The sequence below is a fragment of the Streptomyces bungoensis genome (assembly GCF_001514215.1).
Taxonomy (GTDB): domain Bacteria; phylum Actinomycetota; class Actinomycetes; order Streptomycetales; family Streptomycetaceae; genus Streptomyces; species Streptomyces bungoensis.
In genome coordinates this window covers 175,714-192,067 of record NZ_KQ948853.1, presented here as the reverse complement: position 1 = coordinate 192,067, position 16,354 = coordinate 175,714, and the positions used below count along the sequence as shown (strand labels likewise).

Sequence of the window (16,354 nt, the reverse complement as noted above, 5' to 3'; positions counted from 1 at the left end):
GAGTCAGTCGACTCGGTGATCAGACTCGCCACCCAGGGGAACGGTTGTAGAGAAGTTGAAAGTTTTGCGAACGGCTTGAAATGGCTCCTGTGCCGCCTCAGTCGAACCAGCGGTCCCGGGCCAACTCCTGTGTCCTGGACGGGTCCTCCAGCAGGGCCGCCACCTCGAAGCGGCGCGGCCACTGGCCCGCCGCCCAGGCCAGTCCGGCGGCGACGCCCTCCAGGGTGGCCGCGTGCAGGACGCCGTCGGCGGTGAGGCGCCAGTCGATCCCGACGCCGTCCACGACCAGTTCCTCGTGCTCGACGTAGGTCTCGGGCGTGCGCGGCCCGAGCAGCACCCGCACCGGCTCCGGTACGTCGTGCTCGGCGCCCTCGGAGTGCACCTCGCCGGTGACGGACTCGCTCAGCCGCCGTACCTGGAACAGTTCGGCCAGTTCGGCCGCCCGGGCGGGGCGGACCGGCAGCAGCGGGACACCGGCGGTGAAGGGCAGGAGGTCCGGGGAGTCCACGACCACCGCGTCGGCCGCGTCCACCACCTCGACCCGGCCGTCCACGACCGCCCGCAGCTCGTCCGGCAGGGTCACCTGATCCGGGTCCAGCTCGGCCAGGGCGCCGTACAGCCCGTGGAGCTGGGCGGCGGTGACCGGCCGGTCCGGGTCGGCGAGGCGGTCCAGCAGCTCGGCGGCGCCGCCGGGCTCGTCCAGCAGGGCGGCGACCGAGGTCCGCACCCCCAGCGCGCGCAGCACCTGCTCGTCCCCGAACCCGGTGGCGTCGGCCTCGTCGTACAGGCCGCGCAGGAGCGGGTCGCCGCCGGCCGCGAGCAGGCCGGCCGGGCGGCGGCCGTCGAGGACCGGGTGCCCGCGCAGCCACCACGCCGTGTACGGCCGGACGATCTCGTGCGTGCCGTCGTGCAGCAGGATCCGCACCGGCTGGGTCAGGGCGTCGCGCAGCGGCGGCCGGGCGAGCAGGGCGAGGGCCTCGGGCCACTGGTCGTCGTCCACCAGGTCGAGGTCGCGCACGGCGACGAGTTCGGTGGCGACCGGGGGCACCGGGCTGTCCGGGAAGCGGTCGAGGACGTCCTCGCTCCACACGTCCACGGCGTCCAGCAGCCCCGCGTCGTCGGGCTCGGCGAAGTCGCCGTCCCGGGGCTCCAGTTCGTCCGGGTCGAGGACGACGTCGGTGGCGCGGACCAGCGCGAAGTCCGCGAGCACCCCGCACGCGGTCAGCGGCTGCTCGCCCCACTTCTCGGCCAGGTCCGCGTCCACGGCGGCCAGTTCGCCCTCCCGGATCACCCGGGCGAACGGGCTGCCGGGCAGGACCAGTTCGCCGGCCGGAGCGAGCTCCCCTTCCTCGTCGGGCAGCGCGAGGGCGCCCAGCCACGGCTCGTCACCGGGCTCCAGACCCGCGTCCCGCACCAACGCCAGCACGGTGTCGGCGAGTTCCTCGGCGTCCGGGGCGTCCTCCTCCCAGAGCCGCCCGCCCTCCTCGTCCAGCGAGGCGGCCACGGCGGCCCGCACCTGCGGGGTGGTCAGCACCGCGCGCGGGGTCGCGGGCAGCGCGCCCAGCTTCTCCAGCAGCGGGTGCGTGGCGTCCTCGTGGGCGACCTTCAGCCCGAGCCGGCCGAGCACGTCCGCGTCGAGGCGGGCGCCGTCCGGGGCGGGCAGCAGCACCTGCCGGGGCCCGATGGTGGTCCGCCCGTCGGCGAGCGGCACGGGCAGCCCGGACAGCCGGTCCGGATCGACTCCCGCGAGACTGTCGTAGAGCCGCCACCACCAGCCGGGCTCCTTCTCCAGGCCGGCGAGCCGGTCGACGGCGTCCGCGAGCGGGAGCCGCGCCACGCCCAGCGTCCGCAGCTCGGCGCGGCGCTCGAGGCCGGCCGGGAGCAGGGTGGGCAGCGCTTCGGCGAGCACCCGCACGGTGTCCGCCCCCGCTCCCTCCACGACCTCGGCGTCCCGGGGGCGCAGGGCCTCCGGCAGGTCGTCGTCGCCCTCGGAGTCGAGGGCCGGCGGCAGGAAGGAGGTCCTCGGCAGCCGCTCCAGGATCGCCTGCCGCAGCGCGCCGTCCAGCTCGCCCTTGCCCAGCGGCCCGGGCACGAGGCCGATGACGCCCTCGCTCACCGGCCGCCACTCGGCCAGCAGCCCGGTGTAGGCGTCCGCGGCGCGCTGCACCAGGAAGTCGGTCAGCGGGCCGGGCGCCGCGTGCCGGCGGGTGGTGTCCAGCGGGAACGAGGCGATGAGCAGGGCGGGGACGCCGAGGGGTTCGTCGCTCGGGGTCGGGGCGTGCACGACGGCGGTGGTGCGCGGCCGCAGCGGCGCGCCCCGCTCGTCCACGGGTACGGCCCAGGTCACCGACCAGTGCGGGCGCAGGCGCTCCTCCACCGGCCGGTCGGCGAGCAGGTCGGGGGTGAGCGCCCCGTGCGCGGCGGCGGTACGCCACCGGGTGGTGCCCTCCCGCGAGTCCTCCACGATCGTGAGGGCGCCCTCGGTACGGCGGCGCAGCGTGCGCGGGGGCGAGTCGCCGGCCTCGACGACGACCTCCTCCAGGCCGGGCAGGGCGAGCAGCAGGGCGTCGTCGACGGCTTCGAGGAGGCGCTCGGCGAGGTCGGTGGCGGCGGCGTCGCGCAGGGGGAGGATGACGACGGTGTCGTACGGCTCGGGGGCGGAGCCCTCGGCGGCGAACGGCAGCCGCAGCAGCGGGACGTGCCCGTCGCGGCGCCGGATCTCGTCCCCCAGCCCGGGGCTGTGCCGGGCGGTGTCGGCGGCCAGTTCGCGCGCCTCGTTCAGGGACCAGCGGATCCCGCCGTGCCGGCCGACGATCGCCGGCTCGTCGGTGACGGCGAGTACGGCGGCGAAGCCGACGCCGAACCGGCCGACGGCGCCGTGGGTGTCGTGCGCGTCGCGCTTGGCGGAGGCCCTGAGGGTCGACAGCGACTCGACGCCGGCCGCGTCCAGCGGGGCGCCGGTGTTCGCGGCCACCAGGACGCCGTCGCGGAGGGTGAGACGGAGCCGGCCCGGGGTCTTCGCGCGGGCGGCCGCGTCGGCGGCGTTCTGGGCCAGCTCGACCACGAGCCGGTCCCGGTAGCCGCCGAGGACCAGGTCCTCCTCGGCGTTGGCGTCCTCGCGGAACCGGGCGGGGCTGGTGGCCCAGGCGTCGAGGACCCCGCGCCGCAGACGGGCGGTGCCGAAGGGGTCGGCGCCCTCGGCCGCCGGCCGCACGTACTTGCTCACGTTCACTCTCCTCGTCGACGTGAGGACGAAGGTACAGCGCGCGAGGCGGGCGGGCGGAAGCCCGAGCCCTGCCGGGCAGGGGGTGCCGAGCGCGTGGACGGCTGGGGGACCGGCTCGCGTACGGGGGCCGCGAGTGCCTGACAGGGCTCTGGGACCGGCCCGGCAGGTCAGGCTCTGGACCGGCTTGGGCACGGGGCCGCCCGGCACCTGGGCGGCTGGGGTGAGTGACGTGGCCGCCGAGCACGTGAAGGGCCTCGGGTCACCGGCCTGGGGACGGGGCAGCGAGTGCGGCTCGTCCGGCTCCCGTGCCGGTTCGGCCGTCCCGGTCAGGGCCCGGGCCGCCTCGCGGGCAGGCCGCGCGCAACCGAGTCGGCCACGGGACCGGCTCGCGTACGGGGGCCGCGAGTGCCTGACAGGGCTCTGGGACCGGCCCGGCAGGTCAGGCTCTGGACCGGCTTGGGCACGGGGCCGCCCGGCACCTGGGCGGCTGGGGTGAGTGACGTGGCCGCCGAGCACGTGAAGGGCCTCGGATCACCGGCCTGGGGACGGGGCAGCGAGTGCGGCTCGTCCGGCTCCCGTGCCGGTTCGGCCGTCCCGGTCGGGAGCCGGGCCGCCCCGCGGGCGGGCCGCGCGCAACCGAGTCGGCCACGGGCCGGCTCGCGTACGGGGGCCGCGCGTGCCTGGCCGGCCTCCACGGCCGGCTTGGCCGGGCCCGGGGCGGGTCGGTGCCGGACCGCGCGGCCGGTCAGGCTGCGGGCCCGCTCGCGCACGAGGGCGCGCGCAGGCCTTCGGGCAGCGGGAGCCGCCCGGGTGCGGCGGTCGTGCGTGCCCGGTCGGACCCGGAGGAGCGGACTCCGAACGACCTTCGCGAGCCGTTGGATCCGCCCGGCCGGGGCGGCCCGGACACCTGGGCCGGAAGGAGCCCGGCACGCCCGGGAGACCGGCCGGAGGGCGACGCACCCGCCGGCGGGACCGCCCTCGGGAGAGCAGCCCGACAGCGCCCGGTACCCACGCTGGTCGCCGGCCCCCGCCCCACGCGGAGCCTACGAGTGGCCCAGTTCCGCCGTTTCCTCGTCGCCGGGCTCCGGGACCGAGCCGGAGTCGCGGGCCGGGCGGAGGGGGAAGGGGTCGACGCGGGTCTCGTCGATGACGGGCGGGGCCGGCTGCGGGGTCTTCGGCATGACCGCCGCCTCCGAGTGGCCGCCGCAGCCGTAGGCGAGGGAGACCACGCGGCCGTCCGCCGGGGAGAACTCGTTGGCGCACACGCCGAAGGCCTGGCCGAGGGAGCCGCCGATCGGGGTGAGGAAGCCGCAGCTCGCGCAGGAGGCCGGGGCAGCCTGGGCCATCGGCGTCTTGGGGCCGAAGGCCTCCTCCCAGCGGTCGGCGGCGGTGTGCAGGCCGTAGCGGGACAGCACCCGGGCGCGGCGCAGGCCGAGCTCCTCGGCCACCGCCGCGATCGAGCCGCGGACCGGGGCGGTCGGCTGGACGGCCGGCGCTCCGGGGGCCACGTCGGCGTCCTCCGCCTCCGCGAGGGCCGCCATCTCCTGCGACACCACGGAGTTCGGCGGCGGCTCCTCCTCGCCCGTGTAGCCGGGCTCCAGGCGCAGGTCCTCCTGGTCGGTGGGGAGCAGGTCGCCGGGGCCGAGGTCGCCGGGGCGCAGCCGTTCGCTCCACGGGACCCACTCGGGGGCGAGCAGGGCGTCGGGACCGGGGAGCAGGACGACCTCGTCCAGGGTCACGATCTTCGCGCGGGAGGCGCGGGCCACCGTCGCCGCCCAGCGCCAGCCCCGGTAGCCCAGCTCCTTGCACTCGAAGAAGTGCGTGACAACACGGTCGCCCTCCGACACCAGGCCGACGTGCTCTCCGACCACGCCGGGGGCGGCGGCCTCCTCGGCTGCGGCGCGGGCGAGGTCCACGGCCTCGGCGCACAGACGGTCGGGGGTGCGGCTTCGCGTTGTCGCTGCGCTCACAGGTATCGCTTCTCTCCTACGCCGTCTGCAATGAGTGCGGCTGCCTTAGGCGGTTGGGCGGACGGAGCGGACCTGGGGGCCGCATCGACGTCTGCGTTCCGCGCACTCGGGCGCACGCACCTCTGCCATCCATTGTGCGTTATGGCTGAGATACGCACGCTACCCCGTCGCCGGTGGTGGGGGACAGTCCGCCGTGCCTCCGCGCCCGGACCCGGTCCTCGGGGCGTTTCGACTCGCTCCGTTTCAAAGGGCACTATCCGGTGGGGTCTCGGGGCACTATGAACGACGTGGCAGCCACGGACAGGGGCAGCGTTCGGGGTGGCGGATCGGGCCGGGTCGGCGGTGCCGTCCGCTCGGTCGGCCGCGCCCTGCACCTCCCGGTGACCGGCGCCGCGCGGGGCATCCGCCGGGCGACGCACGCGCACGGCGCGGGCGAGTCGGGGCTCGGCAAGCTGATCGAGCTGCACGCGGTGAACGGCGCCGGGGACGTCATGGTCACCGTCGCCCTGGCCTCCACCGTGTTCTTCTCCGTGCCGACGGACGAGGCCCGGGGGCGGGTCGCGCTCTACCTCGCCATCACCATGGCCCCGTTCACCGTCCTCGCCCCCGTCATCGGCCCGCTCCTCGACCGCCTCCCGCACGGCCGCCGCGCCGCGATGGCCGGCGCCATGCTGGCCCGGGCCCTGCTCGCGCTGATCATCTCGGGGGCGGTGGCGACCGGCAGCCTGGAGCTGTATCCCGCCGCGCTCGGTGTGCTCGTCGCCTCCAAGGCCTACGGCGTGGTCCGCAGTGCCGTCGTGCCCCGGCTGCTGCCTCCGGCGTTCTCCCTGGTGAAGGCCAACTCCCGGGTCACGCTCGCCGGGCTGCTGGCCACCGGCGTGGCCGCGCCGATCGCGGCGGGGCTGCACGCGCTCGGGGACCCCTGGCCGCTGTACGGCGCCTTCGTGATCTTCGCCGGGGGGACGTTCCTGTCCTTCACCCTGCCGCCCAAGGTGGACTCCGCCAAGGGTGAGGACGTGGCGCTGCTCGCGGCCGACGAGCGGCACCGGCACGGCCCGCACCGCGCGCAGCGGCAGGTCAAGCGGCCGGGGCTGCGCACCGTCGGCCCGGCCGTCACCCATGCCCTGGGCGCCAACGCCGCCCTGCGCTGCCTGTCCGGCTTCCTGATCTTCTTCCTCGCCTTCCTGCTGCGCGAGCACCCGCTGACCGGCGAGAGCGCGGCGGTCTCGCTGGGCATCGTGGGCGTGGCGGCGGGCACCGGCAACGCGCTGGGCACGGCCGTGGGGGCCTGGCTGAGGTCGCGGGCGCCGGAGGTCATCATCGTGACCGTCGTCGCCGTCGCGCTCGGGACGGCGGTCGTCGCCGCCGTGTTCTTCGGGGCCTTCCTGGTGGCCTGCCTGGCCGCGGTCGCCGGTTTCGCGCAGGCGCTGGCCAAGCTGGCCCTGGACGCGCTGATCCAGCGGGACGTGCCCGAGCTGGTGCGGACGTCGGCGTTCGCCCGCTCGGAGACCCTGCTGCAGATGGCGTGGGTGTTCGGCGGCGCGGTGGGCATCGTGATGCCGCTCAACGGCACCGCCGGCCTCGTGGTCGCCGCCGCGCTGGTGGCCGTCGGCTGGGTGGCGACGCTGCGCGGGCTGCTCGCCTCGGCCCGGCACGGCGGCCGGGCCGGGGCGCGGGTGGCGTAACGAACCGGGCACGCCGCACCCCACGTGGGCGGGCGGCTGCGGGTGCCAGATAGCCTTCGACCATGACCACGCTGCCCCGCGGCGAAGCCGCTGATGTACACCGCGCCGCGCGGCGCCGCCGAGCCGTCGCCGCCGCCGGCGCCGTTTGTGCCGGACTGCTCGTCCTGTCGGCCTGCGACAAGCCGACCCCTGTCTCGACGGTCACGGTAGGCCAGGACTCGGTCAACTCCGAGGCCCTCTGCTACAACGACGGCAAGGCCCTGGACGCCAAGTCGCTCGCCAAGTGCGCGAAGAACGCCGGCGACATCAAGTCGATCAAGGTGGACCAGGACGAGAACGTCCGCTTCGGCGTCGACCCGAAGATCGCGGACGCCGGCTGGACGATCCTGGTCAACGGCCGCCAGTTCACCGAGTCCAGCAAGAAGACGTACCGCGTCATCCCGGGCAGCGCCTTCTTCAACGCCCAGTACGGCACCCAGGGCGACTCCAACACCGTCTCCATCCAGATGGGCGCCAGCCCGGCCAAGGGCCTGTGGTCCTTCAAGCTGAAGAAGGCCTGACCACGCCCGCCGTACGCATCCTCGTGGCCACCGCGGTCCCGGCCGAACGGGACGCGGTGGCACGGGCGTTCCCGGGCACGGCCGAGGAGGTCCGGCTGCCGGGGGCCCGCCTGCTGCGGACGGCCGCCGGGTACGACCTGCTGGCCGCCGGTGTCGGGCCCGCCCTCGCCGCCGCCTCCACCGCCGCGGCGCTCACCGCGGCCGCCCTCGCCGGCCGGCCCTACGGCCTGGTCGTCTCGGCCGGGATCGGCGGCGGCTTCCCGCCCGGGGCGCCGCTCGGCTCGCTCGTCGTCGCCGACGCGATCACCGCGGCCGACCTGGGCGCCGAGACCGCCGAGGGCTTCGTTCCGGTCACCGAGCTGGGCTTCGGGACCGTCACCCACCGGCCCCCGCGGCAGCTCGTGCGGGCCGTGTCCGAGGCCACCGGCGCCCGCACCGGGACCGTCCTCACCGTCTCCACCGTGACCGGCACCGCCGCCCGCGCCGACGCTCTGCGGGCGCGGCACCCGCGGGCGCTCGCCGAGGGCATGGAGGGGTTCGGGGTCGCCGAGGCGGCCGCCGCGCACGGGGTGCCCGTGCTGGAGATCCGCGCCGTCTCCAACCCGGTCGGCCCGCGCGACCGGGCCGCCTGGCGCATCGGCGAAGCCCTCGCCGCCCTCACCGGGGGCTTCGGGAAGCTCGCGCCCGCTCTGGAGAGTTGGAACACCTATGACGACCAGTGAGCAGCGGTCCCTGCGGATCGCGTACTCCCCCTGCCCGAACGACACGTTCGTCTTCGACGCCCTCGCCCACGGGCGGGTGCCCGGCGCGCCCGCGCTGGACGTGACCTTCGCCGACATCGACGTCACCAACGGCATGGCCGAGCGCGGCGAGTCCGACGTGCTGAAGGTGTCGTACGCCGTGCTGCCCTACGTGCTCGGCGAGTACACGCTGCTGCCGTGCGGCGGCGCGCTGGGGCGGGGCTGCGGGCCGCTGGTGCTGACCCGGGAGGCGGGAACCGACCTGCGCGGCCGTACCGTCGCCGTGCCGAGCGAGAAGTCGACGGCGTACCTGCTCTTCCGCCTCTGGGCGGCGGACACCGTGCCCGGCGGCGTCGGGGAGATCGTGGTCATGCCGTTCCACGAGATCATGCCGGCGGTGCGGGACGGCAAGGTGGACGCGGGCCTCGTCATCCACGAGGCGCGCTTCACCTACCAGAACTACGGGCTGCACAAGCTCGCCGACATGGGTGAGCACTGGGAGCAGACGACGGGGCTGCCGATCCCGCTGGGCGCGATCATCGCCAAGCGCTCACTGGGCGCCGGCGTGCTCGGCCGGCTCGCCGACGCCATCCGCGCGTCCGTCCAGGCCGCCTGGGACGACCCGGCCGTCTCCCGCCCGTACGTCATGGAGCACGCCCAGGAGATGGACCCGGCCGTCGCCGACCAGCACATCGGGCTCTACGTCAACGAGTTCACCGCCGGTCTCGGCGAGGACGGCTACGCGGCGGTCCGCGGGCTGCTCACCCGCGCGGCGGCCGAGGGGCTGGTGCCGCCCCTCGAGCCGGGTGCGCTCGCGTTCCCCCGCTGACGGGCCGGGTACGCCGGGTCCGCCTGCGGGTCACACGTCCAGCTGGTCGGCGACCGCGCGCAGCAGGCCGGCGATCTTCTTGCCGGACGCCTTCTCGGGGTAGCGGCCCTTCTCGAGCTGCGGGGTGATGTTCTCCAGAAGGGTCGTCAGGTCCTGGACGATGGAGGCCAGCTCGTCCGGCTTCTTGCGCTGGGCGGCCGCGACGGAGGGCGTCGGATCGAGGACGGTCACGGAGAGGGCCTGGTCGCCGCGCTGCCCGGCGACGACGCCGAACTCCACGCGCTGGCCCGGCTTGAGCACTTCCACTCCGGCGGGCAGGACGGAGGAATGGACGAAGACGTCACCGCCGTCGTCGCGGGAGAGGAAGCCGAAGCCCTTCTCGCTGTTGAACCATTTGACCTTGCCAGTCGGCAAAGCACACACCTCTTCCGCTCCCGTAGGGCCATCCCAGACAAGGCTGCCAAGGGACAGGCCCCAGCGTCCTGCCATCAGATTACTGGGGCTTTCCCCTGCCGATCACCCCGGAAAACGGAGTCGGCACCTGCTGGTGAAGGCAGAGGCTCAAAGAGACTGCAGGGGAACTCGGCCGTCGTGCGTACGGCGTCTCGTCCCGGTGTCCGCCGGCGCCGGCCCGGCACCGGCGGCACCCGGGGAACTACCCTGGTGGGGTGCGAGAGAAAACCCAAGCAAATTCCGCCGGGCCGGGTGACGGACTGATCCGGGCCGGTGCCGTGGTGTTCTTCATCGGGGCCGTGGCCACCCTCGTCACGGTGGCCCCGCTGTTCCTCGGGGCGAAGCCCTTCCCGACGTACATGTTTGGCTTGAGCATGCTCATGGCCGTCGGTTTCCTGGTCGCCGGGGCGGGTGTGCTGCGCTCGGTCGCCGCCGGCCGGCGTCAGGCGCGGGACGCCGGCCGGTAGCCGTCCAGCCAGCCCGGGAACGCGGAGAGGTCGTCGAGCACGACGTCCGCTCCGGCGGCCCGCAGCTCGTGCGCGGGGCACGGGCCGGTGGCCACGGCGACGGACAGCGTGCCCGCGGCACGCGCCCCGCGGACGTCGCCGACGTGGTCGCCGACGTACACGCCCGCGCCGTGCTCGCGCAGGGCCTGCGCCTTCTGCTCGGCCCACAGGTCGCCGACGACCACGTCCGGCTCGATGCCCAGGTGGGCCAGGTGCAGTTTGGCGTTCGGCTCGTACTTCGCCGTCACCACCATCGTCCGGCCGCCCGCCGCCCGCACCGCCTCGACGGCCTCCCGCGCACCGGCCATGGCGGGGGTCGCGGCTATCGCGTACGAGGGGTACATCTCCCGGTAGAGGTCCGCCATCGCGGCGATCTCCTCCTGCGGGAACCAGTGCACCAGCTCCTCGGCGAGGGGCGGACCGAGGCGGGTGACCGCCAGATCGGCGTCGATGTGGGTCCCCGTCCGCTCCGACAGCGCGACGTAGCAGGCGCGGATGCCGGGGCGGGAGTCGATGAGGGTCATGTCGAGGTCGAAGCCGACGGTGAGGGCGGAGGCCGAGGTCATGGGGGTCATTGTGCCGGGTGCGGGTGCGGGCCGATGGGACGGGCGTCCGGCCTTCGGCCGGATCCGGGGGTTCCCACCCGCGCCGGCCGTGCGGCTTTCGGGGTCGGGTGCGGGCGGCCCCCGAGGGGCCTTCTCGCCGTCGGCGGATGCTGACGGCGGCGGGGCGCCCCGCGGCTCAGCGCGCGCGCTGGGAGCGCCACAGCAGGAACAGGGCCGAGGCCACCGCCGCGCCCCGGACCACCCAGGGCCAGGTCTCGGCGACGGCCGCGTTCATGTGGCCCTGGGCGATGGGCGCGCCCCAGCGGCCGGTGTTGCGGCCCCACAGCCAGAGCAGGCCTGCCGTGAGGGACAGTCCGGGGGCGCCCAGGACGGCCAGCTTGGTCTCGGCCGGGGTCAGGCGCCGGGAGCCGTAGGCGATCAGCCAGCCCAGGAGCAGCGCGAACCAGTTCCCGAGCACGGCCCCGGCGACCAGGGCCGCGGCGGCCAGGAGCAGCAGCGGGTTGGACCAGCCGGCGGCGGGGCCGGGCAGAAGGCGGCGGGCCGGACGGGCCGCCGGTGCCGGGGCGGCCGGCGCGGGCGCGGGCGTGCGGCGACCGAACAGGCGGCGGCCTGCGGGGGCCGCGGCCGGCTGTTCCACCGGGGCCTTGCCCTCGTCCGGGCCGGTGTCGTCCTCGCCGTCCTTCCGGGGGCGTTTGAGCAGGTCGGGGATCTCCACACCGCCGACGAAGCCGGGCACCGAGTCGTCGAAGGCCCCACCGAACGCCGGGCCCTCCACCCGCCACCAGTCCGGCTGCGATGCGCCGTCGCCGAGTTCCTGTGCGGACGCGAGGTGCGGCGGGGACGGCGCGTCGCGCGGGGAGGGCACCGGCGGCCCGGTGGGGCGGGGGCGGGGTACGACCCTGCGCAGGCCCTTGGGCCGGTCCTCCGCCGTCTCCGGCTCGCGCTGCCCGGGCACCGAGGTGTCCGGCGGCTGCGGGACCACCGGCCGGCCGCCCGCGGCCTCCACCACCTCGGACGGGGTGCCCAGCCGGTCCAGGATGCGGCGCACGGCGGCGGGACTGTCCACCGGCGCCTTGGCCCGGGACCGGTCGATCTCGTTGCGCAGCTCCGACACCAGCCGCATACGCGTGGCCGACGGCAACTGCCGCTGCTGAGCGACGTCTCCGACACGGCTCAGATACTCGTAGACGACCTGGTCGCTCTCGATCCCCAACGGAACCCCTCCGGGCGACGGCACGGACAACCCGTGAGGAAGGTAGCGCAGACGGGCACCGGTCAGCCGGGGACGGCAACCGCTAACGTGGTCGGATGAGCCCCGAGGCCCCCGCAGCCCCCCGGTCCCTCGCGGAAGCACTCCGCGCCAGGGACGACGCCTCGCTGGCCGCGCTCCTGCGCAGCCGACCCGACCTCATCACCCCCGTCCCCACCGACCTGACCCAGCTGGCCACCCGCGCCGGCACCCGCGCCTCGGTGCTGCGCGCGGTCGAGCGGCTGGACCGGTTCGCCCTGCAGACCGCGGAGGCGCTGGCCGTGGCCCCGGACCCGGCGTCGTACGGGACGCTGCTCGGTCTGATGGCGGGGGACGCCGGGGACGAGACCGTGGCCGCCGCGCTGCCGCGCGCCGTCGCCACCCTGCGCGAGCAGGCCCTGGCGTGGGGCGACGACGACCGGCTGCGACTGGTGCGCACGGCCCGGGAGCTGCTGGCGCCCTCCGCGCAGCACCCCTCCCCGACCGGTCTCGGCCCGACCGTGCAGGAGGCCACCTCGGGCATGTCCCCGGGGCGGATCCAGGAGATCGTCACCGCGGCCGGGCTGCCCTCGACGCACGACTCGGTCTCCGCCGTGGGCGCGCTGACCGCCCTGTTCACCGACCGCAGGAAGATGGGCAAACTGCTCGCCGGGGCTCCGGAGGCCTCCCTGGAGGTGCTCTCCCGGCTGGTGTGGGGTCCGCCGTACGGGCAGGTCACCCCCGATCCGGCCGCCCATCTGCGCTGGCTGCTCGACCGCGGCCTGCTGCTGCCGACCGCGCCCGGCACGGTCGTGCTGCCCCGCGAGGTGGCCCTGCACCTGCGCGAGGGCCGCGCGCACCGGGCGCCCGAGCCGCTGCCGCCCGCCGTCGAGCCGGCCGCCGCGCACAGTCCCCAGGTGGTGGACGCGACGGCCGCCGGGCAGGCGTACACCGCGCTGGCCACGGTGGAGGAGCTGCTGAAGGACTGGGACGAGGGCGGTCCCGCCGTGCTGCGGGCCGGCGGGCTCAGCGTGCGGGACCTCAAGCGGACCGCCGTCGCGCTGGACGTGTCCGAGCCGGTCGCCGCGTTCTGGGTGGAGCTGGCGTACGCGGCCGGTCTGCTGGCCTCCGACGGCGAGGCCGACGAGCGGTACGCGGCCACGCCCGCCTACGACGAGTGGCTGGAGCAGCCCCCCGCCGAGCGCTGGGGGCGGCTGGCGCAGGCGTGGCTCGCCGCGACCCGGACGCCGGGGGTGATCGGCGGGCGGGACGCGAAGGACCGCACGCTGTCGGCCCTCGGGCCCGGGCTGGACCGGTCCGCCGCGCCCGAGGTGCGGCACCGGGTGCTGACCCTGCTGGCCGGGCTCCCGGCGGGTGCCGCCCCGGCGGCCGAGTCGGTGCTGGCCCGGCTGGGCTGGGAGCGGCCGCTGCGCGGTCCCCGGCGGGAGGGCGAGGACGACCTGCGGACCCGGCTCGCCCGCTGGACCCTGTCCGAGGCGGAACTGCTGGGCGTCACCGGGCGCGGCGCGCTGTCCGCGCACGGACGCGCGCTCCTGGGCGTGAGCCCCGCGGTGACGGCCGCGGCGGACGGCGCCGAGCCGTCCGGCCCGGGTGACAAGCTTCCCGTGCACCACCACCACCGCCCGGCCGCTCCCGCCGGGCCCCTGTCCCCCGCCGAGCAGGCCGTCGCCACGGCCGCCGCCGCCCGGCTGCTGGCGCCGCTGCTGCCCGAACCGCTGGACCACGTGCTGCTGCAGGCCGACCTGACGGCGGTGGCCCCCGGGCCGCTGCGGCGTCCGCTCGCCGACGTCCTCGGCGTCCTCGCGGACGTCGAGTCCAAGGGCGGGGCGACCGTCTACCGCTTCACGCCGGGCTCGGTGCGCCGCGCCCTGGACGCCGGCCGGACCGCCGCCGACCTGCACGCCTTCCTCGCCGAGCACTCCCGTACCCCGGTCCCGCAGCCGCTGGCGTACCTGATCGACGACGTGGCCCGCAGGCACGGGCACCTGCGGGTCGGCGCGGCCTCGGCGTACGTGCGCTGCGACGACGACGCCCTGCTGAACGAGATCCTCGCCGACAAGCGGGCGGCCGCCCTGCGGCTGCGCCGGCTGGCCCCGACCGTGCTGGCCACCCAGTCCGACCCGGCCACGCTGCTGGAGGGGCTGCGCGCGATGGGCTACGCGCCCGCCGCCGAGTCGGCCGAGGGCGACGTGCTCGTCAGTCGCGCCCACGCCCACCGCACCCCGCCGCGCACCGCCCCGGAGCCGGTGCCCGAGGGGCCGCCGCCGCCCGACGCCACCCTCCTCACGGCCGCGATCCGGGCGATCCGGGCAGGTGACCTGGCCGCCACCGCCCCGCGCAAGTCCTCGGGCACCCCGCCGGCCGGCGGGGAACTGCCGCGCACCGGCTCCGCCGAGACCCTGGCCACCGTGCAGGCCGCCGTCCTGACCGGTGAGTCGCTGTGGATCGGGTACGTCAACGCCGAGGGCAGCGCGAGCCAGCGCGTCATCGCCCCGATCCGGGTCGAGGGCGGCTTCGTGACGGCGTACGACCACACGGCCGACGAGGTGCGGACGTACCCGCTGCACCGGATCACGGGCGTCGCCGAGCTCGCGGAGGACTGACGGTGATCGTCCGGCCGCCGGCCCGGGGGAACGCCGGCGAATGAGGCACACTGGACGTTTGGCCGTTGGGGGCCGTTGAGGAAGGGTGTGCCGCGCGTGAATGGTCCGCTGATCGTCCAGTCCGACAAGACGCTGCTGCTGGAAGTCGACCACGAGCGGGCCGACGACTGCCGTCGGGCCATCGCGCCCTTCGCCGAGCTGGAGCGGGCCCCCGAGCACATCCACACCTACCGGGTCACCCCGCTCGGCCTGTGGAACGCGCGCGCGGCGGGGCACGACGCCGAGCAGGTCGTCGACGCGCTGGTGCAGTACAGCCGCTACCCCGTGCCGCACGCGCTGCTCGTGGACATCGCCGAGACGATGGACCGCTACGGCCGCCTCACCCTCTCCAAGCACCCCGCGCACGGGCTGGTGCTGACCACCACCGACCGGCCGGTGCTGGAGGAGGTGCTGAAGTCCAGGCGGATCGCCCCGCTGGTCGGCGCCCGGATCGACCCGGACACCGTGGCCGTGCACCCCTCCGAGCGCGGGCAGATCAAGCAGACGCTGCTGAAGCTGGGCTGGCCGGCCGAGGACCTCGCCGGGTACGTCGACGGTGAGGCGCACCCGATCGAGCTGGTCGAGGACGGCTGGGCGCTCAGGCCGTACCAGAAGCAGGCCGTGGAGAACTTCTGGCACGGCGGCAGCGGTGTCGTCGTGCTGCCCTGCGGTGCGGGGAAGACGCTGGTCGGCGCCGGGTCCATGGCGCAGGCGAAGTCCACCACGCTCATCCTCGTCACCAACACCGTCTCGGCCCGTCAGTGGAAGCACGAGCTGGTGAAGCGGACCTCGCTGACCGAGGACGAGATCGGCGAGTACAGCGGGACGAGGAAGGAGATCCGCCCGGTCACGATCGCCACCTACCAGGTGCTGACGACCCGGCGGAAGGGCGTCTACCCGCACCTGGAGCTGTTCGACTCCCGGGACTGGGGGCTGATCCTGTACGACGAGGTGCATCTGCTGCCCGCTCCCGTCTTCAAGTTCACCGCCGACCTGCAGGCGCGGCGCCGGCTGGGCCTCACGGCCACGCTGGTGCGCGAGGACGGCCGCGAGTCGGACGTGTTCTCCCTCATCGGGCCCAAGCGGTTCGACGCGCCCTGGAAGGAGATCGAGGCGCAGGGTTACATCGCGCCCGCCGACTGCGTCGAGGTCCGGGTCAACCTCACCGACTCCGAGCGGCTGGCGTACGCCACCGCCGAGACCGAGGAGAAGTACCGCTTCTGCGCGACGACCGCGACCAAGCGGAAGGTGACGGAGGCGCTCGTGCGCCGGTTCGCGGGGCAGCAGATCCTCGTCATCGGCCAGTACATCGACCAGCTCGACGAGCTGGGCGAGCACCTGAACGCCCCGGTGATCAAGGGCGAGACGTCCAACGCGCAGCGCGAGAAGCTCTTCGACGCGTTCCGGGAGGGCGAGATCAGCGTGCTGGTGGTGTCGAAGGTCGCCAACTTCTCCATCGACCTGCCCGAGGCGACGGTCGCGATCCAGGTGTCCGGCACCTTCGGCTCCCGGCAGGAGGAGGCCCAGCGCCTCGGCCGGGTGCTGCGCCCCAAGGCGGACGGCCACCAGGCGCACTTCTACTCCGTCGTCGCCCGCGACACCCTCGACCAGGACTTCGCCGCCCACCGCCAGCGCTTCCTGGCCGAGCAGGGCTACGCCTACCGGATCATGGACGCGGACGAGATCCTCGCCGACGGCTGAGCGACCGGGCGGGGGCGGGCGGGCCGCTACCCGCGGCGTATGCCCGCCTGCTCGCCGTACTCGCCGAGGATCACCACGTCGAACAGGGCCTCCACGAACACCTTGACCGCACGCAGGACGTTGCCCAGGAGGTGGTGGTGGGGGCCGTCCACGGCCGTGGCACCGGTCGGAGGCCGGACGGAGGCGGGATGGATGGTTGCTGCGCTCATGCCTCCATGGTGGAACTC

13 protein-coding genes are annotated in these 16,354 nt (G+C 75.5%); 7 read left to right on the top strand and 6 right to left on the bottom strand.

Annotated elements, in window-relative coordinates; all coding sequences use genetic code 11:
- Positions 1-97: 97 nt before the first annotated feature.
- Together AQJ66_RS08425 and AQJ66_RS08420 are read right to left on the bottom strand one after the other, a co-directional pair.
- On the bottom strand, positions 98-3,226 hold the full coding sequence (locus tag AQJ66_RS08425; protein WP_061918705.1) for a sacsin N-terminal ATP-binding-like domain-containing protein: 3,129 nt from the start codon (positions 3,224-3,226) through the stop codon (positions 98-100).
- 1,043 nt (positions 3,227-4,269) lie between these two features.
- Positions 4,270-5,196 (bottom strand): DUF3027 domain-containing protein, encoded by a 927-nt coding sequence (locus tag AQJ66_RS08420; protein WP_061918703.1) that lies wholly within the window; start codon positions 5,194-5,196, stop codon positions 4,270-4,272.
- Positions 5,197-5,474: 278 nt separating this feature from the next.
- Here AQJ66_RS08420 and AQJ66_RS08415 point away from each other — a divergent pair, with 278 nt between their 5' ends.
- The 4 genes from AQJ66_RS08415 to AQJ66_RS08400 all read left to right on the top strand — a co-directional run bounded on the left by AQJ66_RS08415 (position 5,475) and on the right by AQJ66_RS08400 (position 9,010).
- Positions 5,475-6,881 carry an MFS transporter gene (locus tag AQJ66_RS08415; RefSeq protein ID WP_061918701.1) on the top strand — a complete coding sequence of 469 codons (1,407 nt, stop codon included), beginning with the start codon at positions 5,475-5,477 and terminating at the stop codon, positions 6,879-6,881.
- A gap of 62 nt (positions 6,882-6,943) precedes the next feature.
- A complete protein-coding gene (locus AQJ66_RS08410) occupies positions 6,944-7,441 on the top strand; it encodes a hypothetical protein (RefSeq protein ID WP_061918699.1) in 498 nt (165 codons plus the stop codon).
- A gap of 23 nt (positions 7,442-7,464) precedes the next feature.
- Positions 7,465-8,163, top strand: a complete 699-nt coding sequence (locus AQJ66_RS08405) for a futalosine hydrolase (RefSeq protein WP_079060134.1) — start codon at positions 7,465-7,467, stop codon at positions 8,161-8,163.
- The gene (locus AQJ66_RS08400; RefSeq protein WP_061918697.1) at positions 8,150-9,010 is read left to right on the top strand and encodes a 1,4-dihydroxy-6-naphtoate synthase; all 861 of its coding nucleotides are present in this window, start codon (positions 8,150-8,152) and stop codon (positions 9,008-9,010) included. The genes AQJ66_RS08405 and AQJ66_RS08400 overlap by 14 nt, the downstream gene beginning before the upstream one ends.
- 30 nt (positions 9,011-9,040) lie before the next feature.
- Here AQJ66_RS08400 and AQJ66_RS40595 read toward each other — a convergent pair whose 3' ends face one another.
- Entirely contained in the window at positions 9,041-9,424 is a 384-nt protein-coding gene (locus tag AQJ66_RS40595; protein ID WP_061918695.1) for a cold-shock protein, read from the bottom strand.
- A 254-nt stretch (positions 9,425-9,678) separates the two neighbouring features.
- Between AQJ66_RS40595 and AQJ66_RS08390 the strand changes: the two genes are divergently transcribed.
- Positions 9,679-9,930, top strand: coding sequence for a hypothetical protein (locus AQJ66_RS08390; RefSeq protein ID WP_061918693.1), 252 nt, complete (start codon positions 9,679-9,681; stop codon positions 9,928-9,930).
- On the opposite strand, the gene AQJ66_RS08385 is transcribed toward AQJ66_RS08390, so the two are convergent.
- Positions 9,906-10,544: an HAD family hydrolase gene (locus AQJ66_RS08385; RefSeq protein WP_061918690.1), complete on the bottom strand. Its 639-nt coding sequence runs from the start codon at positions 10,542-10,544 to the stop codon at positions 9,906-9,908. The genes AQJ66_RS08390 and AQJ66_RS08385 overlap by 25 nt on opposite strands.
- A gap of 166 nt (positions 10,545-10,710) precedes the next feature.
- Positions 10,711-11,748, bottom strand: a complete 1,038-nt coding sequence (locus tag AQJ66_RS08380; protein ID WP_061918687.1) for a hypothetical protein — start codon at positions 11,746-11,748, stop codon at positions 10,711-10,713.
- A gap of 95 nt (positions 11,749-11,843) precedes the next feature.
- On the opposite strand from AQJ66_RS08380, the gene AQJ66_RS08375 reads away from it, so the two are divergent.
- Both AQJ66_RS08375 and AQJ66_RS08370 read left to right on the top strand, forming a co-directional pair.
- Positions 11,844-14,387 (top strand): helicase C-terminal domain-containing protein, encoded by a 2,544-nt coding sequence (locus AQJ66_RS08375; protein ID WP_061918685.1) that lies wholly within the window; start codon positions 11,844-11,846, stop codon positions 14,385-14,387.
- Positions 14,388-14,483: 96 nt separating this feature from the next.
- Positions 14,484-16,127, top strand: a complete 1,644-nt coding sequence (locus AQJ66_RS08370; RefSeq protein ID WP_061919353.1) for a DNA repair helicase XPB — start codon at positions 14,484-14,486, stop codon at positions 16,125-16,127.
- Between the two features lie 26 nt (positions 16,128-16,153).
- Here the strand turns inward: AQJ66_RS08370 and AQJ66_RS08365 are convergent, their stop codons facing one another.
- Complete coding sequence (locus AQJ66_RS08365; protein ID WP_061918683.1) at positions 16,154-16,336, bottom strand: hypothetical protein; 183 nt, start codon at positions 16,334-16,336, stop codon at positions 16,154-16,156.
- Positions 16,337-16,354: the final 18 nt, after the last annotated feature.

Coding starts and splice junctions, on each gene's coding strand:
- AQJ66_RS08375 (WP_061918685.1), top strand. CDS start 11,844: ATGAGCCCCGAGGCCCCCGCAGCCCCCCGGTCCCTCGCGGAAGCACTC.
- AQJ66_RS08385 (WP_061918690.1), bottom strand. CDS start 10,544: ATGACCCCCATGACCTCGGCCTCCGCCCTCACCGTCGGCTTCGACCTC.
- AQJ66_RS08365 (WP_061918683.1), bottom strand. CDS start 16,336: ATGAGCGCAGCAACCATCCATCCCGCCTCCGTCCGGCCTCCGACCGGT.
- AQJ66_RS08410 (WP_061918699.1), top strand. CDS start 6,944: ATGACCACGCTGCCCCGCGGCGAAGCCGCTGATGTACACCGCGCCGCG.
- AQJ66_RS08400 (WP_061918697.1), top strand. CDS start 8,150: ATGACGACCAGTGAGCAGCGGTCCCTGCGGATCGCGTACTCCCCCTGC.
- AQJ66_RS08415 (WP_061918701.1), top strand. CDS start 5,475: ATGAACGACGTGGCAGCCACGGACAGGGGCAGCGTTCGGGGTGGCGGA.